The sequence below is a fragment of the Micromonospora sp. WMMD1128 genome (assembly GCF_027497235.1).
GTDB lineage: Bacteria > Actinomycetota > Actinomycetes > Mycobacteriales > Micromonosporaceae > Micromonospora.
Window position 1 is genome coordinate 468,901 of record NZ_CP114902.1, and the last position, 23,653, is coordinate 492,553.

The 23,653-nt window shown below is 69.3% G+C and carries 22 protein-coding genes; all 22 read left to right on the forward strand.

Annotated elements, in window-relative coordinates:
- Nucleotides 1–92: 92 nt before the first annotated feature.
- Nucleotides 93–524 (forward strand): 50S ribosomal protein L11, encoded by a 432-nt coding sequence (gene rplK, locus O7602_RS02320; RefSeq protein WP_091065740.1) that lies wholly within the window; start codon nucleotides 93–95, stop codon nucleotides 522–524.
- Between the two features lie 83 nt (nucleotides 525–607).
- Entirely contained in the window at nucleotides 608–1,324 is a 717-nt protein-coding gene (gene rplA / locus O7602_RS02325) for a 50S ribosomal protein L1 (protein WP_281586596.1), read from the forward strand.
- Between the two features lie 80 nt (nucleotides 1,325–1,404).
- Nucleotides 1,405–2,391, forward strand: coding sequence for an ATP-binding cassette domain-containing protein (locus tag O7602_RS02330; protein ID WP_281586597.1), 987 nt, complete (start codon nucleotides 1,405–1,407; stop codon nucleotides 2,389–2,391).
- The gene (locus O7602_RS02335) at nucleotides 2,388–3,080 is read left to right on the forward strand and encodes a hypothetical protein (RefSeq protein WP_281586598.1); all 693 of its coding nucleotides are present in this window, start codon (nucleotides 2,388–2,390) and stop codon (nucleotides 3,078–3,080) included. The genes O7602_RS02330 and O7602_RS02335 overlap by 4 nt, the downstream gene beginning before the upstream one ends.
- 320 nt (nucleotides 3,081–3,400) lie before the next feature.
- Nucleotides 3,401–3,949 (forward strand): 50S ribosomal protein L10, encoded by a 549-nt coding sequence (gene rplJ, locus O7602_RS02340; protein ID WP_281586599.1) that lies wholly within the window; start codon nucleotides 3,401–3,403, stop codon nucleotides 3,947–3,949.
- 53 nt (nucleotides 3,950–4,002) lie between these two features.
- Nucleotides 4,003–4,392, forward strand: coding sequence for a 50S ribosomal protein L7/L12 (gene rplL / locus O7602_RS02345; RefSeq protein WP_281586600.1), 390 nt, complete (start codon nucleotides 4,003–4,005; stop codon nucleotides 4,390–4,392).
- 574 nt (nucleotides 4,393–4,966) lie between these two features.
- Nucleotides 4,967–8,398: a DNA-directed RNA polymerase subunit beta gene (locus O7602_RS02350; protein ID WP_281586601.1), complete on the forward strand. Its 3,432-nt coding sequence runs from the start codon at nucleotides 4,967–4,969 to the stop codon at nucleotides 8,396–8,398.
- A gap of 80 nt (nucleotides 8,399–8,478) precedes the next feature.
- A complete protein-coding gene (locus O7602_RS02355) occupies nucleotides 8,479–12,366 on the forward strand; it encodes a DNA-directed RNA polymerase subunit beta' (protein WP_281586602.1) in 3,888 nt (1,295 codons plus the stop codon).
- Between the two features lie 187 nt (nucleotides 12,367–12,553).
- Entirely contained in the window at nucleotides 12,554–12,922 is a 369-nt protein-coding gene (locus O7602_RS02360) for a hypothetical protein (RefSeq protein ID WP_281586603.1), read from the forward strand.
- A gap of 608 nt (nucleotides 12,923–13,530) precedes the next feature.
- Complete coding sequence (locus O7602_RS02365) at nucleotides 13,531–13,911, forward strand: hypothetical protein (RefSeq protein ID WP_281590077.1); 381 nt, start codon at nucleotides 13,531–13,533, stop codon at nucleotides 13,909–13,911.
- A gap of 485 nt (nucleotides 13,912–14,396) precedes the next feature.
- A complete protein-coding gene (gene rpsL, locus O7602_RS02370) occupies nucleotides 14,397–14,771 on the forward strand; it encodes a 30S ribosomal protein S12 (protein WP_007465318.1) in 375 nt (124 codons plus the stop codon).
- Between the two features lies 1 nt (nucleotide 14,772).
- Nucleotides 14,773–15,243: a 30S ribosomal protein S7 gene (gene rpsG / locus O7602_RS02375; protein WP_077938296.1), complete on the forward strand. Its 471-nt coding sequence runs from the start codon at nucleotides 14,773–14,775 to the stop codon at nucleotides 15,241–15,243.
- 76 nt (nucleotides 15,244–15,319) lie between these two features.
- Nucleotides 15,320–17,416, forward strand: coding sequence for an elongation factor G (fusA, locus tag O7602_RS02380; RefSeq protein WP_281586604.1), 2,097 nt, complete (start codon nucleotides 15,320–15,322; stop codon nucleotides 17,414–17,416).
- A gap of 223 nt (nucleotides 17,417–17,639) precedes the next feature.
- Nucleotides 17,640–18,833 carry an elongation factor Tu gene (gene tuf, locus O7602_RS02385; protein ID WP_091426406.1) on the forward strand — a complete coding sequence of 398 codons (1,194 nt, stop codon included), beginning with the start codon at nucleotides 17,640–17,642 and terminating at the stop codon, nucleotides 18,831–18,833.
- Nucleotides 18,834–19,188: 355 nt separating this feature from the next.
- The gene (rpsJ, locus tag O7602_RS02390) at nucleotides 19,189–19,497 is read left to right on the forward strand and encodes a 30S ribosomal protein S10 (RefSeq protein ID WP_007073037.1); all 309 of its coding nucleotides are present in this window, start codon (nucleotides 19,189–19,191) and stop codon (nucleotides 19,495–19,497) included.
- 11 nt (nucleotides 19,498–19,508) lie between these two features.
- Nucleotides 19,509–20,174, forward strand: coding sequence for a 50S ribosomal protein L3 (gene rplC, locus O7602_RS02395; RefSeq protein WP_281586605.1), 666 nt, complete (start codon nucleotides 19,509–19,511; stop codon nucleotides 20,172–20,174).
- Nucleotides 20,171–20,821, forward strand: a complete 651-nt coding sequence (gene rplD, locus O7602_RS02400) for a 50S ribosomal protein L4 (protein WP_281586606.1) — start codon at nucleotides 20,171–20,173, stop codon at nucleotides 20,819–20,821. The genes rplC and rplD overlap by 4 nt, the downstream gene beginning before the upstream one ends.
- Entirely contained in the window at nucleotides 20,818–21,120 is a 303-nt protein-coding gene (gene rplW / locus O7602_RS02405) for a 50S ribosomal protein L23 (protein ID WP_013288632.1), read from the forward strand. The genes rplD and rplW overlap by 4 nt, the downstream gene beginning before the upstream one ends.
- Nucleotides 21,121–21,132: 12 nt before the next feature.
- Entirely contained in the window at nucleotides 21,133–21,972 is an 840-nt protein-coding gene (gene rplB / locus O7602_RS02410) for a 50S ribosomal protein L2 (protein WP_278109425.1), read from the forward strand.
- A gap of 12 nt (nucleotides 21,973–21,984) precedes the next feature.
- Complete coding sequence (rpsS, locus tag O7602_RS02415; protein WP_091627706.1) at nucleotides 21,985–22,266, forward strand: 30S ribosomal protein S19; 282 nt, start codon at nucleotides 21,985–21,987, stop codon at nucleotides 22,264–22,266.
- A gap of 40 nt (nucleotides 22,267–22,306) precedes the next feature.
- Entirely contained in the window at nucleotides 22,307–22,771 is a 465-nt protein-coding gene (rplV, locus tag O7602_RS02420) for a 50S ribosomal protein L22 (protein WP_281586607.1), read from the forward strand.
- Nucleotides 22,771–23,652: a 30S ribosomal protein S3 gene (rpsC, locus tag O7602_RS02425; protein WP_281586608.1), complete on the forward strand. Its 882-nt coding sequence runs from the start codon at nucleotides 22,771–22,773 to the stop codon at nucleotides 23,650–23,652. The genes rplV and rpsC overlap by 1 nt, the downstream gene beginning before the upstream one ends.
- Nucleotide 23,653: the final 1 nt, after the last annotated feature.

Sequence of the window (23,653 nt, forward strand, 5' to 3'; positions counted from 1 at the left end):
GCGCTACTCTTGAACGTCGGCCGTCCGCACCGCGCTGACCGTGCGCGCCCGCGGACGGCGGAAAATCCCGGTTCCAAGCCCCAGGAAGAGACATGCCTCCGAAGAAGAAGCTCGTCAAGACGTTCACGCTTCAGCTGCCGGCGGGCCAGGCCACCCCGGCGCCGCCGGTCGGCCCCGCGCTCGGCCAGCACGGCGTGAACATCATGGAGTTCTGCAAGTCCTACAACGCGCAGACCGAGTCCCAGCGGGGCGACGTCGTCCCCGCCGAGATCAGCGTCTACGAGGACCGCACCTTCACCTTCGTGCTGAAGACCCCGCCCGCCGCCCGGCTGCTGATCAAGGCCGCCGGCGTGCAGAAGGGCTCGGGCGTCCCGCACAAGGAGAAGGTCGGCTCGGTCACCCGCGCCCAGCTGCGCGAGATCGCCGAGAAGAAGATGGCGGACCTCAACGCCAACGACATCGACCAGGCCGAGAAGATCATCGCCGGCACCGCCCGGTCGATGGGCCTGACCGTCGCCGACTGATCTCGCTCCACCGCTCCACCCGATCCGTTCGTGGGAGGGCCGCGATGCCGCGCGCCCGCCAGAGACCACAGGAGTCACCAGAAATGCAGCGCAGCAAGAGCTACCGCAAGGCCGCCGAGGTCATCGACCGGTCCAAGCTCTACGCCCCCGCCGAGGCCGTCAAGCTGGCCAAGGAGAACACCAACGTCAAGTTCGACGCCACGGTCGAGGTCGCGATGCGCCTCGGCGTCGACCCCCGCAAGGCGGACCAGATGGTCCGCGGCACGGTCAACCTGCCGCACGGCACCGGTAAGACCGCCCGCGTGATCGTCTTCGCCGCCGGCGCGAAGGCCGAGGAGGCCGCCGCGGCGGGTGCGGACGAGGTGGGCACCGACGAGCTGGTCGCCCGGATCCAGGGTGGTTGGCTGGACTTCGACGCGGCGATCGCCACGCCGGACCAGATGGCCAAGATCGGCCGGATCGCGCGGATCCTGGGCCCGCGCGGCCTGATGCCGAACCCGAAGACCGGCACCGTGACCATGGACGTCACCAAGGCGGTCGCGGACATCAAGGGCGGCAAGATCACCTTCCGGGTGGACAAGCACTCCAACCTGCACCTGATCATCGGCAAGGCCTCCTTCTCCGAGACCCAGCTGGTGGACAACTACGCCGCGGTGCTGGACGAGGTGCTCCGCGCCAAGCCGTCCGCGGCCAAGGGCACCTACCTCCGGAAGGTCACCCTGACCACCACCATGGGCCCGGGCGTCCCGGTCGACCCGAAGGTGGTCAAGAACCTCCAGGAGGGCTCGGCCGAGGGCTGAGCACGCGCTTCCCGGACGGGGCCCCGCCACCACGCCGTGGCGGGGCCCCGTCCGTCTGTCCGATGTGGCAGGCTCGGCGCATGCGGTTCGACGGGGTATGGCTCCGCTACCACAGGCGCGGTCCCTGGGTGCTGCGGCAGGTCGACGCGGCGATCGGCCCGGGTGACGTCGTGGTCGTGCTCGGCCGCAACGGAGCGGGCAAGTCCACGCTGCTCCAGCTCGCCGCCGGGGTGTTGCGTCCGGGCCGGGGCCGGGTGGTCGACCGGCCGGCCACCGTCGGGTGGGTGCCCGAGCGGTTCCCGGCCGACCAGCCGTTCACCGTCGGGGCCTACCTGGCCGCGATGGGTCGCGTCGCCGGCCTGTCCGGGCCCGCCGCCGACCGGGCGGTGCGTCACTGGGTGGAACGGCTGGGCCTGACCCGGTTCCACGACGTGCGCCTGCCGCAGCTGTCGAAGGGCACCGCCCAGAAGGTCGGCCTGGCGCAGGCGCTGTTGCGCCCGCCCGGCCTGCTCGTGCTCGACGAACCCTGGGAAGGGCTGGACGCGGCAGCCCGCGAGTTGGTCCCCGAGATGATCGGCGAGGTGTTGGCGGGCGGCGGTGCGGTGCTGGTCAGCGACCACCGGGGGGAGACCGTCCGTCTGCCCGGCGCCCGGCAGTGGTCGGTCGCCGACGGCACGCTGGCCGAGGCGGCGTCGTCCGGGGGCGCGGCCGTCGCCGTGGTCGAGCTGGCGGTGCCGGCCGCGCGGCTCGCCACCACCGTCGCCCGCCTGCGCGCCGACGGCCATCAGATTCTTCGGGTACGCGACCACGCCGTCCCCGCCGCAGCCACGTCCCCGGAGCCGGCGCTCGCCGAGCCGTCGGGCGGCCCGGCCGAGGCGCCGACGGGCGTCCCCACGTCGTCGGGCGGCCCGGCTGAGGCTTCGTCTGGCGCTTCGTCCGGGGCTTCGTCGGGCAGCCCGGGCGGCGAAACGCCGTCCGCCGGCCTGGCGCCGGGTGACGATCCGGCCGGGGCAACACCGGCCGTCCGGACCGGCCGGGACGGGACGACGTCGGAGGTGACCCGGTGATCGCCCTGGTGCGGTTGCGGCTGGCCGGCTTCGTGCAGACCGGGCGGGTGCTGGCACCGCTGCTTGCCGGCCTCTTCGCCCTGGGCATCCTCTACGGCGGCGGTGGCGGGGGCCGGCCCGCGGAGGTCTACGGCGTCTCCGCGGTGGTGATCTTCCCGGTGCTGGCCTGGCAGACCAAGATCCTGCTGGACGTCGAACCCGACGTGCAGCGCCGGTTGGCCCGGGTCGTCATCGGGCCGGTCCGGGAACGGGTGGCCGGCCTGCTCGCGGCGCTCGTCGCCGGGCTCGTCCTGGTGCTGCTCGCGCTGGCGATGCCGTGGCCGCTCGGCGCGGTGTCGCTGGCGAGCGGGCCGGAGGGCCGGTCGGCTCTCGTCGGGGTGGCGCTCGGGGTCTGGGCACACCTGCTCGGGTTGCCCGCCGCGGTGGCTCTCGGCGCGCTGTCCAGCCGGGCGATCACCCGCAGCGCCGGCTACGGGGCGGCCGTGCTGGCGGTCGGGCTGATCGGGGTGGTGGTGTGCGGGCTGTCCGGCTCGGTGGTGCCGTGGCTGGTCCCACCGGTGATGGCGACCGCGCGGGCGGTCAACGGGCCGATCGCTGCCGCCACCGGCCTGCTGCTCACCGGCTGGGCGGCGCTCTGGACCGCGGTGGTGCTGGCCGGCTACGCCTGGGGGCGGCGGGACCGGGCCTGATCAGGCGGGTGACCGGGAGCACCCGCAGACGATTTGGCGCTCCGGCCCACGTCACGTAACCTGGTGCGGTAGTTCCACCCAAAGACCGCTGGTCACCGTGCCCTGGCACGGTCGAAGGTCCCGCGACGACGGGCGACCCGCGCAGGGCGGCAAGCGAAACTCGGTGTCACGCACGGTCCGCCGACTGTGCTCCATGATCCCGGCCCTCGCCCCGTGCGCCCCGCGCCGGGGCTCTTTCGTTGTTCACGGTCCCTCCGCCGCCGTCGCGAGCCTCCGCTCGTCGCCGGCGAGCCAGCTCCGAGCAACGAGAGAGGAGGGACATGGCGGACAAGCCGATCCGGGCCGACAAGGCCACGGCCGTCTCCGAGCTGACCGAGAGCTTCCGCTCGTCGGGAGCCACCGTGCTCACCGAGTACCGCGGGCTCACGGTTTCGCAGCTCACCCAGCTGCGGCGCACGCTCGGCAAGGAGACCAGCTACACGGTCGCGAAGAACACGCTGGCCAAGCGTGCCGCGGCCGATGCGGGCATCTCCGGCCTCGACGAGCTGTTCACCGGTCCTACCGCGCTGACTTTCGTTTCGGGCGACGTCGTCGAGGCGGCGAAGGGGCTTCGCGACTTCGCGAAGGCCAACCCGAAGCTCGTCATCAAGGGCGGTGTCTTCGAGGGCAAGGCCATTTCCGCGGCCGAGGTCACGAAGCTCGCCGATCTGGAGTCCCGCGAGGTGCTGCTGGCCAAGCTGGCCGGCGCCATGAAGGGCAACCTGAGCAAGGCCGCGGCCCTGTTCCAGGCCCCGCTCTCCAAGGCTGCCCGCGCGGCGGCCGCCCTGGCGGACAAGAAGCGCGAGCAGGAGGGCGCCGAGGCGGCCTGAGGCCGCACGGCGCACCACATTCTTAGTTTCCACTTGCAGAAAGGACGCCAGACATGGCGAAGCTCAGCACCGACGAGCTGCTTGACGCGTTCAAGGAGATGACGCTGATCGAGCTCTCCGAGTTCGTGAAGCAGTTCGAGGAGACCTTCGAGGTCACCGCCGCCGCTCCGGTCGCGGTTGCCGCGGCCGGCGGCGCCGGTGGCGCCGCCGCCGCTCCGGCGGAGGAGGAGAAGGACGAGTTCGACGTCATCCTCGACGCCGACGGTGGCAAGAAGATCCAGGTCATCAAGGTCGTTCGCGAGCTGACCGGCCTGGGCCTCAAGGAGGCCAAGGACCTGGTCGAGGCCGCTCCGAAGGCCATCCTGGAGAAGGCCAACAAGGAGACCGCCGAGAAGGCGAAGGCGAAGCTCGAGGGCGAGGGCGCCAAGGTCACCCTCAAGTGACCTCGGTTTGACCTGAGGCGCGCTTCCGGCTCACGTGAGCCGGGGCACACCGCGTCGCGGCGGGCGGTGATCCGGAACCGGATCACCGCCCGCCGTGTTCGTGCCGTCCGGCGTCACCGGTGTGAGCAGGGCGTACAGGATCCTCGCACCGATTTCCCAGGGACCCGGGGCAGGTCGTCCCGTCGGGGGAAAGACACCCCGAGCGGTAACCGGCCCTTGACGCGACACGGCCCGGCAGGCACGCTGACATCAGCAAGACCTTCCGCGCTTGCAACGGCCGCCACTCGGGTAAAGGCAACGGCAGCACCGCCGCCGCGGCACCCGGGCGGACCGGCAGGAGCGTCGCGTTCCGAGCGGCCCGGTGGACCCGGTTTTCCGAGGTTCCAGGGCTTGTTCCGCGACGACCTGCGGGGTGGGCTGGACAGCGGTTAGCCTCTCGGCTACACTGCTAGTTTGCGCTGCCTTCCGACTTGACCCCTGCTCGGAAATGTCCGATTGTGGATATTTCTGGTGGGGTCATTGGAGTGCACGCGTACCAGCCGTTCTGCAGCACCGGTCCTCGGAAGGACGCATCTTGGCAGCTTCCCGCCCTGCGAAGACCAGTCGTACGTCGAGCGCTTTCGCGCCCCGCCGAGTTTCTTTCGGTCGGATCACCGAACACCTCGAGGTCCCCAACCTCCTCGCCATTCAGAACGAGTCCTTCGACTGGCTCGTCGGCAACGAGGCTTGGCAGGGCCGGTCGGCGGACGACCCGCACGCACGCTCGGGTCTCGCGGAGATCCTCGACGAGATCAGTCCCATTGAGGACTTCTCCGGCACCATGTCGCTGTCCTTCTCCGCTCCGCGCTTCGACGAGGTCAAGGCCTCGATCGAGGAGTGCAAGGAGAAGGACCTGACCTACTGCGCGCCGCTGTTCGTGACCGCGGAGTTCACCAACAACACCACTGGCGAGATCAAGAGCCAGACGGTGTTCATGGGTGACTTCCCGATGATGACGCCGAAGGGCACCTTCATCATCAACGGCACCGAGCGCGTCGTGGTCAGCCAGCTCGTCCGCTCGCCGGGCGTCTACTTCGACAAGCAGCCGGACAAGACCTCCGACCGCGACCTCTCCAGCGTCAAGGTCATCCCGAGTCGGGGTGCCTGGCTGGAGTTCGACATCGACAAGCGCGACACGGTCGGCGTACGCATCGACCGCAAGCGCCGGCAGGCCGTCACCGTCCTGCTGAAGGCCATCGGGTGGTCCGCGGAGCGCATCCGCGAGAAGTTCGGCTGGTCCGAGCTCATGATGACCACCCTGGAGAAGGACCACATCGCCGGCCAGGACGAGGCGTTGCTGGACATCTACCGGAAGCTCCGTCCTGGCGAGCCGCCGACCCGGGAGAACGCCCAGACCCTGCTCGACAACCTCTTCTTCAACCCGAAGCGGTACGACGTCGCGAAGGTCGGGCGCTACAAGTTCAACAAGAAGCTCGAAGTCGACGTGCCGATGAACACCGGCACGCTGACCGAGGACGACATCGTCGCCACCGTGGAATACCTCTGCCGGCTGCACGCCGGTGAGGAGGGCTACGAGGCCGACGACATCGACCACTTCGGCAACCGTCGCCTGCGCACCGTGGGCGAGCTGATCCAGAACCAGGTCCGGGTGGGTCTCTCCCGGATGGAGCGGGTCGTCCGCGAGCGGATGACCACCCAGGACGTCGAGGCGATCACGCCGCAGACCCTGATCAACATCCGCCCGGTGGTGGCGGCGATCAAGGAGTTCTTCGGCACGTCGCAGCTGTCCCAGTTCATGGACCAGACCAACCCGCTGGCGGGTCTGACCCACCGGCGCCGGCTGAGCGCGCTCGGCCCGGGTGGTCTGTCCCGTGAGCGGGCCGGCTTCGAGGTCCGCGACGTGCACCCGTCCCACTACGGCCGGATGTGCCCGATCGAGACGCCGGAAGGCCCGAACATCGGCCTGATCGGCGCGCTCTCCACCTTCGCCCGGGTCAACCCGTTCGGCTTCATCGAGACGCCGTACCGGAAGGTCATCGACGGTCGGGTCACCGACCAGATCGACTACCTGACCGCGGACGAGGAGGACCGGTTCGTCAAGGCGCAGGCCAACGCGCCGCTGCGGTCGGACGGCACGTTCGCCGAGGATCGCGTCCTGGTCCGCCGTAAGGGCGGCGAGACCGAGGACGTGGCGCCCGGGGCCGTGGACTACATGGACGTGTCGCCGCGGCAGATGACCTCGGTCGCCACCGCGATGATCCCGTTCCTGGAGCACGACGACGCCAACCGCGCGCTCATGGGCGCGAACATGCAGCGTCAGGCGGTGCCGCTGGTCAAGGCCGAGGCTCCGCTCGTCGGTACGGGCATGGAATACCGTGCGGCCGTGGACGCCGGCGACGTGGTCGTCGCCGAGGTCGGCGGTGTGGTCGAGGACCTCTGCGCGGACTACATCACCGTCCACCAGGACGACGGCCACCGCCGGACGTACCTGCTGCACAAGTTCCGCCGCTCCAACGCCGGCTCCTGCGTCAACCAGAAGCCGGTCGTCTTCGAGGGCGACCGCGTCGAGGCCGGCCAGGTCGTCGCCGACGGTCCGTGCACCGACGAGGGCGAGATGGCGCTCGGACGCAACCTGCTGGTGGCGTTCATGTGCTGGGAGGGCCACAACTACGAGGACGCGATCATCCTGTCGCAGCGCCTCGTGCAGCAGGACGTGCTCACCTCGATCCACATCGAGGAGCACGAGGTCGACGCCCGGGACACCAAGCTCGGCCCGGAGGAGATCACCCGCGACATCCCGAACGTCAGCGAGGAGATGCTCGCCGACCTCGACGAGCGCGGCATCATCCGGATCGGCGCCGAGGTCGTCCCCGGTGACATCCTGGTCGGCAAGGTCACGCCGAAGGGCGAGACCGAGCTGACCCCGGAGGAGCGGCTGCTTCGCGCGATCTTCGGGGAGAAGGCGCGCGAGGTCCGTGACACCTCGCTGAAGGTGCCGCACGGCGAGACCGGCACGGTCATCGGCGTACGCACCTTCTCCCGCGAGGACGGCGACGAGCTGCCCCCGGGCGTGAACGAGCTGGTGCGGGTCTACGTGGCCCAGAAGCGCAAGATCCAGGACGGTGACAAGCTCGCGGGCCGCCACGGCAACAAGGGCGTCATCTCCAAGATCCTGCCGATCGAGGACATGCCGTTCCTGGAGGACGGCACCCCGGTCGACATCGTGCTGAACCCGCTCGGCGTGCCGTCCCGGATGAACATCGGCCAGGTCCTGGAGACCCACCTCGGGTGGGTGGCCAAGACCGGCTGGAGCGTCGACGGTGACGACGAGGAGTGGAAGCGCCAGCTCCGCTCGATCAACGCGCACGAGTCCGAGCCGGACACCAACGTGGCCACTCCGGTCTTCGACGGTGCCCGCGAGGAGGAGATCTCCGGTCTGCTGGCGTCGACCCGGCCCAACCGGGACGGCAACCAGCTGATCGGGCGCACCGGCAAGGCGCAGCTGTTCGACGGTCGTTCCGGCGAGCCGTTGCCCGACCCGATCGCGGTCGGCTACGTCTACATCCTGAAGCTCAACCACCTGGTCGACGACAAGATCCACGCCCGCTCGACCGGTCCGTACTCGATGATCACGCAGCAGCCGCTGGGTGGTAAGGCGCAGTTCGGTGGCCAGCGCTTCGGCGAGATGGAGTGCTGGGCCATGCAGGCGTACGGCGCCGCCTACGCCCTCCAGGAGCTGCTGACCATCAAGTCCGACGACGTCCTCGGCCGGGTCAAGGTCTACGAGGCCATCGTCAAGGGCGAGAACATCCCCGAGCCGGGCATCCCGGAGTCGTTCAAGGTGCTGCTCAAGGAGCTGCAGTCGCTGTGCCTCAACGTCGAGGTGCTCTCCAGCGACGGTGTGGCCCTGGAGATGCGCGAGACCGACGACGAGGTGTTCCGGGCGGCGGAGGAGCTGGGCATCGACCTGTCCCGGCGCGAGCCGAGCTCGGTCGAAGAGGTCTGAGGCGGTGAGTCGGGGGTCGGCTCGCCGGCCCCCGCTCCCGCCCGTTAGCTAGCAGTACAGACGACGACATAGGGGACATAGTGCTCGACGTCAACTTCTTCGACGAGCTGCGCATCGGTCTCGCCACCGCCGACGACATCCGTCAGTGGTCCCACGGCGAGGTCAAGAAGCCCGAGACCATCAACTACCGCACCCTGAAGCCGGAGAAGGACGGGCTCTTCTGCGAGAAGATCTTCGGTCCGCAGCGGGACTGGGAGTGCTACTGCGGTAAGTACAAGCGGGTCCGCTTCAAGGGCATCATCTGCGAGCGCTGCGGCGTCGAGGTGACCCGCTCCAAGGTGCGCCGGGAGCGGATGGGTCACATCGAGCTGGCCGCTCCGGTGACCCACATCTGGTACTTCAAGGGCGTGCCGAGCCGGCTGGGCTACCTGCTGGACCTCGCCCCGAAGGACCTCGAAAAGATCATTTACTTCGCCTCGTACGTCGTGACGAGCGTGGACGCCGACGCGCGTCACCGCGACCTCTCGACCATCGAGAACGAGATCCTGGCCGAGAAGCGGCAGTCCGAGAACAGCCGCGACTCGGAGATCGAGAAGCGTGCCGCCAAGCTCGAGGCCGACCTGGCCGAGCTGGAGGCCGAGGGCGCGAAGGCGGACGTCCGGCGCAAGGTCAAGGAGGGCGGAGAGCGCGAGATGCGCCAGATCCGCGACCGGGCCCAGCGCGAGATCGACCGCCTCGACGAGGTCCTCGACACCTTCCGCAAGCTGGAGCCGAAGCAGCTGGTCACCGACGAGCTGCTCTACCGCGAGCTGCGGGACCGCTTCGGTGAGTACTTCACCGGCAGCATGGGCGCCGAGGCCATCAAGGCGCTGGTCCAGAACATGGACCTCACCGCCGAGGCGGAGAACCTGCGCGAGACCATCCGCTCCGGCAAGGGCCAGCGGAAGATCCGTGCGCTCAAGCGCCTGAAGGTCGTCGCGGCGTTCCAGAACACCCGGAACTCGCCGCTCGGCATGGTCCTCGACTGTGTCCCGGTCATCCCGCCGGACCTGCGCCCGATGGTGCAGCTCGACGGTGGCCGCTTCGCGACGTCCGACCTGAACGACCTCTACCGTCGCGTGATCAACCGGAACAACCGCCTCAAGCGGCTGATCGACCTCGGCGCCCCCGAGATCATCGTCAACAACGAGAAGCGGATGCTCCAGGAGGCCGTCGACGCGCTGTTCGACAACGGCCGTCGCGGTCGTCCGGTCACCGGCCCGGGTAACCGGCCGCTGAAGTCGCTCTCCGACATGCTCAAGGGCAAGCAGGGCCGGTTCCGCCAGAACCTGCTCGGCAAGCGCGTCGACTACTCCGGCCGTTCGGTCATCGTGGTCGGCCCGAAGCTCAAGCTGCACCAGTGCGGCCTGCCCAAGCAGATGGCGCTGGAGCTGTTCAAGCCGTTCGTGATGAAGCGGCTGGTCGACCTCAACCACGCGCAGAACATCAAGTCCGCCAAGCGGATGGTCGAGCGGCAGCGGCCGGTCGTGTGGGACGTGCTGGAAGAGGTCATCGGCGAGCACCCGGTCCTGCTGAACCGGGCGCCCACCCTGCACCGCCTGGGTATCCAGGCCTTCGAGCCGCAGCTGGTCGAGGGCAAGGCGATCCAGATCCACCCGCTGGTCTGCACCGCGTTCAACGCCGACTTCGACGGTGACCAGATGGCGGTCCACGTGCCGCTGTCCGCCGAGGCCCAGGCCGAGGCGCGGATCCTGATGCTGTCGTCGAACAACATCCTCAAGCCGGCCGACGGCAAGCCGGTCACCATGCCCACCCAGGACATGGTCATCGGTCTCTACCACCTCACCCACCTCACTCCGGGTGGCACGGGCGAGGGCCGGGCGTTCAGCTCCGACGCCGAGGCGCGGATGGCGTACGACAACGGCGAGCTGCACCTGCAGACCCCGGTCAAGATCCGGCTGCACGACGTGATCGGTGTCGACAACGGCGCCGGCGCGCAGCCGTGGACCGCGCCCGAGGGCTGGGTCGAGGGCGAGCCGGTGACGGTGGAGACCACCCTGGGCCGGGTCCTGTTCAACGAGACGCTGCCCCCGGGCTACCGCTTCGTGAACTACGAGATCCGCAAGGGGCAGCTCTCCGCGATCGTCAACGACCTCGCCGAGCGCTTCCCGAAGGTGGCCCTGGCGGCCACCCTGGACGGGCTCAAGGAGGCCGGCTTCCACTGGGCCACCTGGTCCGGCGTCACCATCGGCATGGAGGACGTCATCGCTCCGCCGCGCAAGCGGGAGATCCTGGAGCGGTACGAGAAGGAAGCCGACCGGATCGACAAGCAGTACCAGCGTGGTCTGATGACCGCCGAGGAGCGTCGCGGCGAGCTCATCGAGATCTGGACCAAGGCGACGAACGAGGTCGCCAAGGAGATGGACACCGCGCTGCCGCAGGAGAACCCGCTGTGGAAGATGATCAACTCGGGTGCCCGCGGTAACCTGCTCCAGCTCCGGCAGATCGCGGCGATCCGTGGTCTGGTGGCCAACCCGAAGGGCGAGATCATCCCGCGGCCGATCAAGGCCTCGTACCGGGAGGGTCTCTCCGTGCTGGAATACTTCATCTCCACGCACGGCGCCCGGAAGGGCCTCGCGGACACCGCCCTGCGTACCGCCGACTCGGGCTACCTGACCCGGCGTCTGGTGGACGTCTCGCAGGACGTCATCATCCGCGAGGAGGACTGCGGCACCGACCGGGCCATCCCGATGCAGATCGGTGAGCAGCTGGACGGCAAGCTGGTCGTGCACGAGCACGCCGAGACCAGCGTGCACGCCCGGACGCTCGCCGACGACATCAAGGGGCCGGACGGCACCGTGGTGGCCCACCGTGGCCAGGACATCAACTCCATCGGCGTCGACGCCATCGTCGCCGCCGGGGTGGAGACGGTCCGGGTGCGCAGCGTGCTCACCTGCGAGTCGAAGCTGGGCGTCTGCGGTGCGTGCTACGGCCGCTCGCTGCCGACCGGCAAGACCGTGGACGTCGGCGAGGCGGTCGGCATCATCGCCGCCCAGTCGATCGGTGAGCCCGGTACGCAGCTGACCATGCGTACCTTCCACACCGGCGGTGTCGCGGGTGAGGACATCACCCAGGGTCTGCCCCGTGTGCAGGAGATCTTCGAGGCCCGGGTGCCGAAGGGTAAGGCGCCCATCGCCGACACCCCCGGCCGGATCCGGATCGAGGACGGCGAGCGGTCCCGCAAGATCGTGGTCATCCCGGACGACGGCAGCGACGAGATCGTCTACGACAAGATCTCCAAGCGGGTCCGGCTCCGGGCGCACGACGGCGACCACGTCGAGGTCGGCGAGAAGCTCACCGAGGGCACCATCGACCCGCACGAGCTGCTGCGCATCCTCGGCCCGCGTGCGGTCCAGGTCCACCTGACCCAGGAGGTCCAGGAGGTCTACCGCTCGCAGGGTGTGCTCATCCACGACAAGCACATCGAGATCATCATCCGGCAGATGCTCAAGCGGGTGACGGTCATCGACTCCGGCTCGACCGAGTTCCTGCCGGGCGTGCTGGTCGACCGGGCGCTGTTCGAGTCGGAGAACCGCCGGCTCGTCGGCGAGGGTGGCGAGCCCGCCGCCGGTCGTCCGGTGCTGATGGGTATCACCAAGGCCTCGCTGGCCACGGACTCCTGGCTGTCGGCGGCCTCCTTCCAGGAGACCACCCGGGTGCTGACGGACGCGGCGATCCACGCCCGCAGCGACTCGCTGATCGGCCTCAAGGAGAACGTGATCATCGGTAAGCTCATCCCGGCCGGTACGGGCATCAGCAAGTACCGCAACGTCCGGGTCGAGCCGACCGAGGAGGCGAAGGCCAAGGTCTACTCGATGACCGGCTACCCGGAGACCGACTACGGCTTCGGGCCGGCCAGCGGCCAGGCGGTGCCGCTTGACGACTTCGACTTCGGGTCGTACCGCTAAACCGCACGAACGACTAGGCCCCCGGCATCCGCCGGGGGCCTCGTCGCGTTCCGGCGGGTGCCGGCGGCTCTTGATCCACTCCAGTACGGCGAGGTGGTGGGGTCAATGCATCCCGGAACCCACCACCTCGGCGGGCTGGTGTGGATCACCGAGTCAGGCCGCCCGGGTGGGAGGCATGATGGAAAGCATGACGACCGTGCCCGGGCAGGTGCCCGTCGTGCCGCAGGCGCACCGCCATCCGCACGACCCGGAGCCGGTCCGCTCCACGAAAGCCCGCGCCGTCTTCGCGCTCGGCCTGATCGGTGCGCTGACCGGCCTCTTTGTCGGCGGGGTGGTGCCGTCGACGATCGCGCTCACGCTGGTCCGGCAGGCCCGCCGGGAGGCGTACGCGTCGGGGGGGTATCTGACCGGCGCGGACCGGCTGCGCCGCGGCGAGCGGCTGGCCCAGGTGGGCCTGGTGCTCGCCGCCGTCGCCCTGGTGGCCGCGGTGGTGATCGGGGTGGTCCGGCACGCCGACGCCTCGTTCGGGCACGACTTCGCCCCGAACATCGACTGACCGGGTGGGGGAGCGGGCTCCGCGCCGGCCACCCGGCGGTGACCCGCGACGGTAGCCTGGCCGGTGTCCGCCGCACGGCGGGTGACCATGGACAGGAGGACCCCGTGACGGAACCGGCTGCGCCGGGCGGCGACCCGACCCGCCCCGGCGCCGGGGCGGACCCCGCCGTGTCCCCGCGGGACCCGGCTCCGACCAGCCCGTGGGCGCCCCCGCCGGCCGCCGGCGGGCGCGTCGACTCGGCCGCCGGCGGGCGCGTCGACTCGCCGGTCGGGGAGCGTGCCGCCCCGGTTGGCGGGGAGCCAGCCGGTCCGGCCGGCGGAGAGTGGGAACGCGCCGACCGGGCTGGCGGGCCGGTGTCCGGGCCGCCCGGCCCTTGGCCGCCGGCGGGACCGTACCCTCCGGCGGTGCACCCTCCGGCGGTGCACCAGCAGCCGTCCGGGCCGGGTGCGCCGCCGTACCACCCGGGGGAGCCCGGGCACGGCGGGCTCGGGGCGTACCCGGTCAGCGGGCCCGGCCACGGCGGTGGGTGGGGGACGCCGGGGAACGCGCCCGGCGGCGGGCCGGTGCTCCCGCCGCCTCCGCCCGAGGCACCCCGGCCGCCGAAGCGGGTGGACGCGGTGCCGGGTACCCCGTTCGGGGTGGTCCATCTCGACGTGCCGCCGGTCACCTCCGGGCTGGCCATTGGCTCGTTGATCGCCGGGATCGCCTCGATCCTGGTGTCGCTGCTGGTCTTCTGCTTCGGCATCGCGGGTCCGAACTACGGCGGCGCCTGGGCGGCGGGCGCCTTCACCGTGCTCGGCGCGCTCGGTGGGGTCGGGGCGATCGTGGCCTGGTTCTTCGCCCGGCGGCAGATCCGGCGGCCGGCGCCGCCGCCCGCGGTCCGGTTCACCGGCACCGGCCTGGCCGTGGCCGGGCTCAGCTGCGGCGCGGTCGGACTGCTGCTGAGTGTGATCGGGCTCGGGCTGGCCCTGGTGGTGCAGATCACGTGAGAACCGCTGGGGGATTCGTCGTTGTTCTGCGGAATGTCCTGCGTCGTCGGACCCGGGGCGTGTCCGGGCCGCCGGGCCGTACGCCGGATCAGCCGGTACACTTGTCACCGTAGGTGCCTGTCGGGGGCGTAACGGCGATCCGGAAGCCGGCCGGCGGGGCTGCGGAGCAGTCCCGACGAACCGTTCCGTTTTGACCGGCGCGCCTGTGGTGGGTACTCTTTCCCCTTGCGCCCGGGCTCGCCCGGGCAATGCGTGCGTGCGCTGGAGCCGGTCATCCCGGTGATCGCGTGGTCGCACCACCAAGACCAAAGATCCCGGGACGACGCGCGAGCGGCCGGCACGGGACCGTGACTCGGGCGACACGCCCGACCGCGGGTGCTGGGGTCCATGTGGCCCCGGTCGAAATGTAGGAGAGCCGTCCATCAGGCCGGCTAGAGCAGACGGCGCGGTCGCCTCGCAGCGGCCGAAGGGAGCGGAGAAACCCGGTGCCCACCATTCAGCAGCTGGTCCGGAAGGGCCGACAGGCCAAGACGACCAAGACCAAGACCCCGGCGCTCAAGGGGTCTCCCCAGCGGCGCGGCGTGTGCACTCGCGTGTACACCACCACTCCCAAGAAGCCGAACTCGGCGCTGCGCAAGGTCGCTCGCGTCAAGCTCAGCAGCCAGATCGAGGTGACCGCCTACATCCCGGGCGTCGGCCACAACCTGCAGGAGCACTCGATCGTGCTCGTGCGTGGCGGCCGTGTGAAGGACCTCCCCGGCGTGCGGTACAAGATCGTTCGCGGCTCGCTGGACACCCAGGGTGTCCGCAACCGCAAGCAGGCTCGCAGCCGTTACGGCGCGAAGAAGGAGAAGAGCTGACATGCCGCGTAAGGGACCCGCTCCGCGGAAGCCGCTGGTCGCTGACCCGGTGTACAACTCGCCGCTGGTCACCCAGCTGGTGAACAAGATCCTGCTGCGCGGCAAGCGTCAGCTCGCCGAGCGCATCGTGTACGCCGCCCTGGAGGGCTGCCGCGAGAAGTCCGGCACCGACCCCGTCGTCACGCTCAAGCGCGCGATGGACAACGTGAAGCCGACCCTCGAGGTGCGTAGCCGCCGTGTCGGTGGCGCCACCTACCAGGTTCCGGTCGAGGTCCGTCCGGCCCGCGCGACCACCCTCGGTCTGCGCTGGCTGGTGACCTACTCCCGGGCCCGGCGTGAGAAGACGATGATCGAGCGGCTGATGAACGAGCTGCTGGACGCGAGCAACGGCCTCGGTGCCGCCGTCAAGCGGCGCGAGGACACGCACAAGATGGCCGAGTCCAACAAGGCCTTCGCGCACTACCGCTGGTAACACCTGAGGTTCCGGCGCCCACGAGGCGCCGGAACCGCCACCAGTTGTGTCGAGACGACGATAAGTAGGGATTGAAGTGGCCGCCGCAGACGCGCTCGCCAACGTACGCAACATCGGCATCATGGCGCACATCGATGCCGGTAAGACCACTACCACCGAGCGAATCCTGTTCTACACCGGCATCACGTACAAGATCGGTGAGGTCCACGAGGGCGCCGCCGTCATGGACTGGATGGAGCAGGAGCAGGAGCGCGGTATCACCATCACTTCCGCCGCCACGAAGTGCGAGTGGAAGGGCCACACGATCCAGATCATCGACACGCCCGGTCACGTCGACTTCACGGTCGAGGTCGAGCGGTCGCTGCGTGTCCTGGACGGTGCGGTCGCCGTGTACGACGGCGTGGCCGGTGTGGAGCCGCAGACGGAGAACGTCTGGCGCCAGGCGGACAAGTACAGCGTCCCGCGCATGTGCTTCGTCAACAAGCTGGACCGGACCGGCGCCGACTTCTTCCGCTGCGTGCAGATGATGATCGACCGGCTCAACGCCACCCCGCTGGTGCTCCAGATCCCGATCGGCCTGGAGGGCGACCACATCGGCGTCGTCGACCTGGTCGGCATGCGCGCCCTCACCTGGCGCGGGGAGACCCAGAAGGGTGAGGACTACGCGATCGAGGAGATCCCGGCCGAGCTGGCCGACTCCGCGGCCGAGTGGCGCGAGAAGCTGATGGAGACCCTGGCCGACGTCGACGACGCGGTGATGGAGAAGTACCTGGAGGGCGAGGAGATCTCCACCGAGGAGATCAAGGCCGCCATCCGGCGCGCCACCATCGCCAGCAAGGCCAACCCGGTGCTCTGCGGCTCGGCGTTCAAGAACAAGGGCGTCCAGCCGATGCTCGACGCCGTCATCGACTACCTGCCGTCGCCGCTGGACGTGCCGGCGATCGAGGGTACGGCCACCGACGGCGAGACCCCGATGCTGCGGAAGCCGTCCACCTCCGAGCCGTTCTCCGGCCTGGCGTTCAAGATCCAGACCGACAAGCACCTCGGCAAGCTCACCTACGTCCGGGTCTACTCCGGCGTGGTCGAGACCGGTACCCAGGTGGTCAACTCCACCAAGGACCGCAAGGAGCGCATCGGCAAGATCTACCAGATGCACGCCAACAAGCGGGAGGAGCGCAGCTCCGCCAAGGCCGGCGACATCATCGCGGTCCAGGGTCTCAAGCAGACCACCACCGGCGACACGCTCTGCGACTCGGCGAACCCGGTCATCCTGGAGTCGATGACCTTCCCGGAGCCGGTCATCGAGGTGGCCATTGAGCCGAAGACCAAGGCCGACCAGGAGAAGCTCAGCACCGCCATCCAGAAGCTCGCCGAGGAGGACCCGACGTTCCGGGTCAAGCTCGACGACCAGACCGGTCAGACGGTCATCTCCGGCATGGGCGAGCTGCACCTGGACATCATGGTCGACCGGATGCGCCGCGAGTTCAACGTCGAGGCGAACTTCGGCAAGCCGCAGGTGGCATACCGCGAGACCATCCGCCGCAAGGTGGACAAGATCGAGTACACCCACAAGAAGCAGACCGGTGGCTCCGGTCAGTACGCCCGCGTCATCGTGAGCGTCGAGCCGCTGCCGCTTGGCAACGACTCGCCGACCTACGAGTTCGCGAACGCCGTCACCGGTGGTCGCATCCCCCGGGAGTTCATCCCGTCGGTGGACGCGGGCGCCCAGGACGCCATGCAGTACGGCATCCTCGCCGGCTTCCCGCTTGTGGGTCTCAAGCTGACGCTGCTGGACGGGCAGTACCACGAGGTCGACTCGTCCGAGATGGCGTTCAAGATCGCCGGTTCGATGGTGATGAAGGAGGCGGCCCGCAAGGCCGACCCCGCACTGCTCGAGCCGATGATGGCCGTTGAGGTCACCACTCCTGAGGAGAACATGGGTGACGTCATCGGCGACCTCAACTCCCGTCGGGGCATCATCCAGGCGATGGAGGAGCGCAGCGGCGCTCGCGTCGTCCGGGCTCTGGTGCCGCTGTCGGAGATGTTCGGCTACGTCGGCGACCTGCGGTCGAAGACCCAGGGCCGGGCTAGCTACAGCATGCAGTTCGACTCCTACGCTGAAGTGCCGCAGAGCGTGGCGAAGGAGATCATCGCCAAGGCGACTGGTGAGTGACGCTCACCTGAGCCGGCGGAGATGATCCGAGGGCGGTCGCGGGAGGGAGTTCCCGCCCGCGACCACCTCGGTCGGGTTGTGTGAATCCGGGCCTGTAGGCTTCATCGCCGCAGAACCCACAAAGGCTCTCCGGCCGTCAGGCCGGAAAGGCTGTCGACAGAGTCCTACGCGCCGACCGGCGCACCGGGGCGAACGAACCAAGAAAGTCCACAGGAGGACACCAGTGGCGAAGGCGAAGTTCGAGCGGACTAAGCCGCACGTCAACATCGGCACCATTGGTCACATCGACCACGGTAAGACGACGCTGACGGCGGCCATCACCAAGGTCCTGCACGACCAGTACCCGGACCTGAACCCGTACACGCCGTTCGACGAGATCGACAAGGCGCCGGAGGAGAAGGCCCGCGGCATCACGATCTCGATCGCGCACGTCGAGTACCAGACCGAGGCGCGTCACTACGCGCACGTCGACTGCCCCGGTCACGCCGACTACATCAAGAACATGATCACCGGTGCCGCGCAGATGGACGGCGCGATCCTGGTGGTCGCGGCGACCGACGGCCCGATGCCGCAGACCCGCGAGCACGTGCTGCTGGCCCGTCAGGTCGGCGTGCCGTACATCGTCGTGGCGCTCAACAAGAGCGACATGGTCGACGACGAGGAGCTCCTGGAGCTCGTCGAGCTCGAGGTCCGCGAGCTGCTCTCCTCGCAGGAGTACCCGGGTGACGACCTGCCGGTCGTCCAGGTCTCCGCGCTGAAGGCGCTCGAGGGCGACCCGGTCTGGACCGAGAAGCTGCTCGAGCTGATGAGCGCGGTCGACACCGCGATCCCGCAGCCGGAGCGCGAGACCGAGAAGCCGTTCCTCATGCCGGTCGAGGACGTGTTCACGATCACCGGTCGTGGCACCGTCGTCACCGGTCGTGTCGAGCGTGGCGTGCTGCTCCCGAACGAGGACGTCGAGGTCGTCGGCATCCGCGAGAAGGGCTTCAAGACCAAGGTCACCGCGATCGAGATGTTCCGGAAGACCCTGGACGACGCCCGCGCAGGTGAGAACGTCGGCCTGCTGCTGCGTGGCACCAAGCGCGAGGACGTCGAGCGCGGCATGGTCGTCATCAAGCCGGGCACCACGACCCCGCACACGGAGTTCGAGGCGACGGTCTACATCCTCTCCAAGGAGGAGGGTGGCCGCCACACCCCGTTCTTCCAGAACTACCGCCCGCAGTTCTACTTCCGGACCACGGACGTCACCGGCGTCGTCACGCTGCCCGAGGGCACCGAGATGGTCATGCCGGGCGACAACACCTCGATGTCGGTGAAGCTGATCCAGCCCATCGCCATGGAGGACAACCTGAAGTTCGCGATCCGCGAGGGTGGTCGTACGGTCGGCGCGGGTCGCGTCACCAAGATCATTAAGTGAGCTGGGTAACCCCGATTAGCGTTGCCGCCGGTCGTGCGGCATACTAGTCAGGTTGCGTAACGACGGTCGGTCACCCGCGTCCGGTTGAGGCCGGACCCCGGGAGGCAGACAGTCTCGCGTAGGGTGGTTGATCGCCATCGGCGGTCAACCACCCTCGCGCGGCGTTCAGGTCGCGGTTCCCGCGACCGGCGTCATGACCCACCGCGTGGTCAAGAGGATCGCTCCGGAGTCTCGGGGCGGAGCTTGGTCCACGGGCGCGACACGCCCGACCGCGGGGGTCGGCGGAAGTGGGCCGGTACCAGCCGGTACAGGCGCCCGCAACACAGCGGCATCGAGAGAAGGAACAGAAGCCACCATGGCGGGACAGAAGATCCGCATCCGGCTCAAGGCCTATGACCACGAGGTCGTCGACTCCTCGGCTCGGAAGATCGTCGAGACGGTGACGCGTACCGGGGCGCAGGTCGCTGGCCCGGTGCCGCTGCCCACGGAGATCAACCGTTTCTGCGTCATCCGCTCGCCGCACAAGTACAAGGACTCGCGCGAGCACTTCGAGATGCGTACGCACAAGCGTCTGATCGACATCATCGACCCGACCCCGAAGACGGTCGACTCGCTCATGCGCCTCGACCTGCCGGCTGGCGTCGACATCGAGATCAAGCTGTAGGGATCGATCAAATGGACAGGCAAGTCAAGGGGATCCTGGGCGCCAAGCTCGGCATGACCCAGGTCTGGGACAACAACAAAGTTGTCCCCGTGACCGTGGTCGAGGCCGGCCCGTGCGTCGTGAGCCAGGTTCGTAACGCCGAGAAGGACGGCTACGCCGCCGTTCAGCTCGCCTACGGAGCCATCGACCCGCGCAAGGTCAAGAAGCCGATCGCCGGGCACTACGCCAAGGCGGACGTCGCGCCGCGCCGGCACATCGTCGAGCTGCGCACCGCCGACGCCGCGGACTACGCGCCGGGCCAGGAGGTCACGGTCGACGAGTTCCCGCCCGGCGTCGTGATCGACGTGACCGGCAAGACCAAGGGCAAGGGCTACGCCGGCCCGATGAAGCGGCACGGCTTCCACGGTCTGCGCGCCAGCCACGGTGTCGAGCGCAAGCACCGCTCGCCCGGCTCGATCGGCGCCTGCGCGACCCCGGGTCGCGTCTTCAAGGGCACCCGGATGGCGGGTCGGATGGGTGGCGTGCGCTACACCGTCCAGAACCTCACCGTCCAGGCGGTCGACACCGAGAACAACCTCCTGCTCGTTCGTGGCGCCATCCCCGGCCCCAAGGGCGCGCTGGTCCTGGTCCGCACCGCGGCCAAGGCGAAGGTGAAGAAGGGCGGTGTGGCCAAGTGACCACCGTTGACGTCCTCGACGTCGAAGGCGGCAAGAGCGGCTCCGTCGAGCTGCCGGCCGACATCTTCGACGCGCAGGCGAACATCGCGCTGATGCACCAGGTCGTGGTGGCTCAGCTCGCGGCGGCCCGACAGGGCACGCACAAGACCAAGTCCCGCGGCGAGGTCTCCGGCGGTGGCCGGAAGCCGTACAAGCAGAAGGGCACCGGTCGCGCCCGCCAGGGCTCGACCCGCGCGCCGCAGTTCGCCGGCGGTGGCGTGGTCCACGGCCCGGTGCCGCGCGACTACAGCCAGCGGACCCCGAAGAAGATGAAGGCCGCCGCCCTGCGTGGCGCCCTCTCCGACCGGGCCCGCGCCGGCCAGGTGCACGTCGTCGAGGCGTTCGTCTCGGGCGAGAAGCCGTCGACCAAGGCCGCTCTGGCCACGCTGGCGAAGCTGACCGAGGCCCGGCGGGTCCTGGTCGTGCTCAGCAGCACCGACGAGCTGAACTGGGTGTCGCTGCGCAACGAGCCGCGGGTGCACCTGCTCGAGGCCGGGCAGCTCAACACCTACGACGTGCTGGTGGCCGACGACGTGGTCTTCACCAAGGAGGCCCTGGACGAGTTCCTGGGCGTGCCAGCCGAGACCACCGAGGAGGGTGGCAAGTGAGCACGATCGCCGATCCGCGTGACGTCATCGTCGCGCCGGTCGTCTCGGAGAAGAGCTACAGCGAGCTGAACCGGAACTGGTACACCTTCCTGGTGCACCCGGACGCGAACAAGACCGAGATCAAGATCGCTATCCAGCAGATCTTCAACGTCCGTGTCCTGACGGTCAACACGCTCAACCGCGAGGGCAAGCGCAAGCGGACCCGCACCGGGTTCGGCAAGCGCAAGGACACCAAGCGCGCGATGGTGAAGCTGGCTGACGGTGACCGTATCGAGGCCTTCGGCGGCCCGGTCAGCTGAGGGGTGTAGACAATGGCTATCCGTAAGTACAAGCCGACGACGCCGGGCCGGCGTGGCTCAAGCGTCGCCGACTTCGCTGAGATCACCCGGTCGACGCCGGAGAAGTCGCTGCTGGCTCCGCTGCCGAAGAAGGGTGGACGCAACGCCCACGGCCGGATCACCACGCGGCACCACGGCGGCGGCCACAAGCGCCAGTACCGCCTGATCGACTTCAAGCGGGTCGACAAGGACGGCGTGCCGGCGAAGGTCGCGCACATCGAGTACGACCCGAACCGCACCGCGCGCATCGCGCTGCTGCACTACGCCGACGGCGAGAAGCGCTACATCCTCGCGCCGAAGGACCTGAAGCAGGGCGACCGCGTCGAGTCCGGCCCGGGCGCCGACATCAAGCCGGGCAACAACCTGCCGCTGCGCAACATCCCGGTCGGTACCACCGTGCACAACGTGGAGCTGCGTCCGGGCGGCGGCGCCAAGCTGGCCCGCTCGGCCGGCGTCGGCATCCAGCTGCTCGGCCGCGAGGGCGCGTACGCGACCCTGCGTATGCCGTCCGGTGAGATCCGGCGTGTCGACGTGCGCTGCCGCGCCAGCGTCGGCGAGATCGGCAACGCCGACCAGTCGAACATCAACTGGGGCAAGGCCGGCCGGATGCGGTGGAAGGGCAAGCGCCCGACCGTCCGTGGTGTCGCCATGAACCCGGTCGACCACCCGCACGGTGGTGGTGAGGGTAAGACCTCCGGTGGTCGCCACCCGGTCAACCCGCAGGGTAAGCCCGAGGGCCGCACCCGTCGTAAGGGCCAGCCGAGCGACCGGCTGATCGTCCGCCGCCGCTACGCCACGCGTAAGCGCGGCTGAGGGAGATAAGACATGCCTCGCAGCCTGAAGAAGGGCCCGTTCGTCGACGACCACCTGCTCAAGAAGGTGGAGACGCAGAACGACAAGGGCTCGAAGAACGTGATCAAGACCTGGTCGCGGCGTTCGACGATCATCCCGGACATGCTGGGTCACACGATCGCCGTGCACGACGGACGCAAGCACGTTCCGGTCTTCGTGACCGAAGCAATGGTCGGGCACAAGCTCGGCGAGTTCGCGCTGACCCGCACGTTCAAGGGTCACGAGAAGGACGACCGGAAGAGCCGCCGGCGCTGACGCCGCGGGCATACGGATAGAGGAACAAGGGGTTACAGCGATGCCAGGAAAGGGCGACGCTCCGGTGCTTCCGGGCGCGCGGGCGGTTGCGCGGCACGTGCGCATCTCGCCGATGAAGGCGCGCCGGGTGGTCAACCTCGTCCGCGGCCTGCCCGCGAAGGAGGCGCTCACGGTGCTGCAGTTCGCGCCGCAGGCTGCGAGCGAGCAGGTATTCAAGGTGCTCGCGAGCGCGATCGCCAACGCGGAGAACAACGAGCGGCTGGACCCCGACGCGCTGCTCGTCAGCGAGGCGTTCGTCGACGAGGGCCCGACGATGAAGCGGTTCCGGCCGCGGGCGCAGGGCCGGGCCTACCGGATCCGCAAGCGGACCTGCCACATCACCGTGGCGGTCGAGGCGGTGGCGCCGGCCGCGCCGAAGAAGTCGGCCAGGAAGGCCGCTCCGGCCAAGCAGGCCGAGTCGGCCGCGCCGGCCGAGGGGCAGAGCACGACGGAGGGTGCCGAGTAATGGGTCAGAAAGTTCACCCCACCGGGTTCCGGCTCGGCATCTCGACCGACTGGAAGTCCCGCTGGTTCGCGGACAAGCTCTACAAGGACTACATCGGCGAGGATGTCAAGATCCGCCGGATGATGTCCAAGGGCCTCGAGCGCGCCGGCATCTCCAAGGTCGACATCGAGCGCACCCGGGACCGGGTCCGCGTCGACATCCACACCGCCCGGCCGGGCATCGTCATCGGCCGTAAGGGTGCGGAGGCCGACCGGATCCGCGGTGAGCTGGAGAAGCTCACCGGCAAGCAGGTCCAGCTGAACATCATCGAGGTGAAGAACCCCGAGTCGGACGCGCAACTGGTCGCCCAGGGCGTCGCCGAGCAGCTCTCCAGCCGGGTCAGCTTCCGTCGGGCGATGCGCAAGTCGATGCAGTCCGCGATGAAGAACCCGGCCTGCAAGGGCATCCGGGTGCAGGTCTCGGGTCGTCTGGGCGGCGCCGAGATGAGCCGGACCGAGTTCTACCGTGAGGGTCGCGTCCCGCTGCACACGCTGCGGGCCAACATCGAGTACGGCTTCTTCGAGGCCCGTACCACCTTCGGCCGGATCGGCGTGAAGGTCTGGATCTACAAGGGCGACGCCGTCCCGGGTCGGGAGACTCCGGCCGAGACCGCCCCGTCGCGCGGCCCGCGCCGCGACCGTGGCGACCGGCCGGATCGGCCGCGTCGTGGCCGCTCGGGCTCCTCGGGTACGACCGCCGGTGGCACCGAGGCCGGCCGGGCTGCCGCGACCACCATCGCGCAGCAGGCGGAGACGCCGGCCGGTGAGCCGGTCGACAGCAGCGCTGTCGCCGCAGCCGCCTCGGCTCCGAACCAGCCGGCAGAAACGCAGCAGGAGGGCTGAC

Coding starts and splice junctions, on each gene's coding strand:
- rpsS (WP_091627706.1), top strand. CDS start 21,985: ATGCCTCGCAGCCTGAAGAAGGGCCCGTTCGTCGACGACCACCTGCTC.
- rplC (WP_281586605.1), top strand. CDS start 19,509: ATGGACAGGCAAGTCAAGGGGATCCTGGGCGCCAAGCTCGGCATGACC.
- rplK (WP_091065740.1), top strand. CDS start 93: ATGCCTCCGAAGAAGAAGCTCGTCAAGACGTTCACGCTTCAGCTGCCG.
- rpsJ (WP_007073037.1), top strand. CDS start 19,189: ATGGCGGGACAGAAGATCCGCATCCGGCTCAAGGCCTATGACCACGAG.
- O7602_RS02330 (WP_281586597.1), top strand. CDS start 1,405: ATGCGGTTCGACGGGGTATGGCTCCGCTACCACAGGCGCGGTCCCTGG.
- rpsG (WP_077938296.1), top strand. CDS start 14,773: ATGCCGCGTAAGGGACCCGCTCCGCGGAAGCCGCTGGTCGCTGACCCG.
- rplB (WP_278109425.1), top strand. CDS start 21,133: ATGGCTATCCGTAAGTACAAGCCGACGACGCCGGGCCGGCGTGGCTCA.
- rplA (WP_281586596.1), top strand. CDS start 608: ATGCAGCGCAGCAAGAGCTACCGCAAGGCCGCCGAGGTCATCGACCGG.
- O7602_RS02360 (WP_281586603.1), top strand. CDS start 12,554: ATGACGACCGTGCCCGGGCAGGTGCCCGTCGTGCCGCAGGCGCACCGC.
- rpsC (WP_281586608.1), top strand. CDS start 22,771: ATGGGTCAGAAAGTTCACCCCACCGGGTTCCGGCTCGGCATCTCGACC.
- rplL (WP_281586600.1), top strand. CDS start 4,003: ATGGCGAAGCTCAGCACCGACGAGCTGCTTGACGCGTTCAAGGAGATG.
- rplV (WP_281586607.1), top strand. CDS start 22,307: ATGCCAGGAAAGGGCGACGCTCCGGTGCTTCCGGGCGCGCGGGCGGTT.
- rplJ (WP_281586599.1), top strand. CDS start 3,401: ATGGCGGACAAGCCGATCCGGGCCGACAAGGCCACGGCCGTCTCCGAG.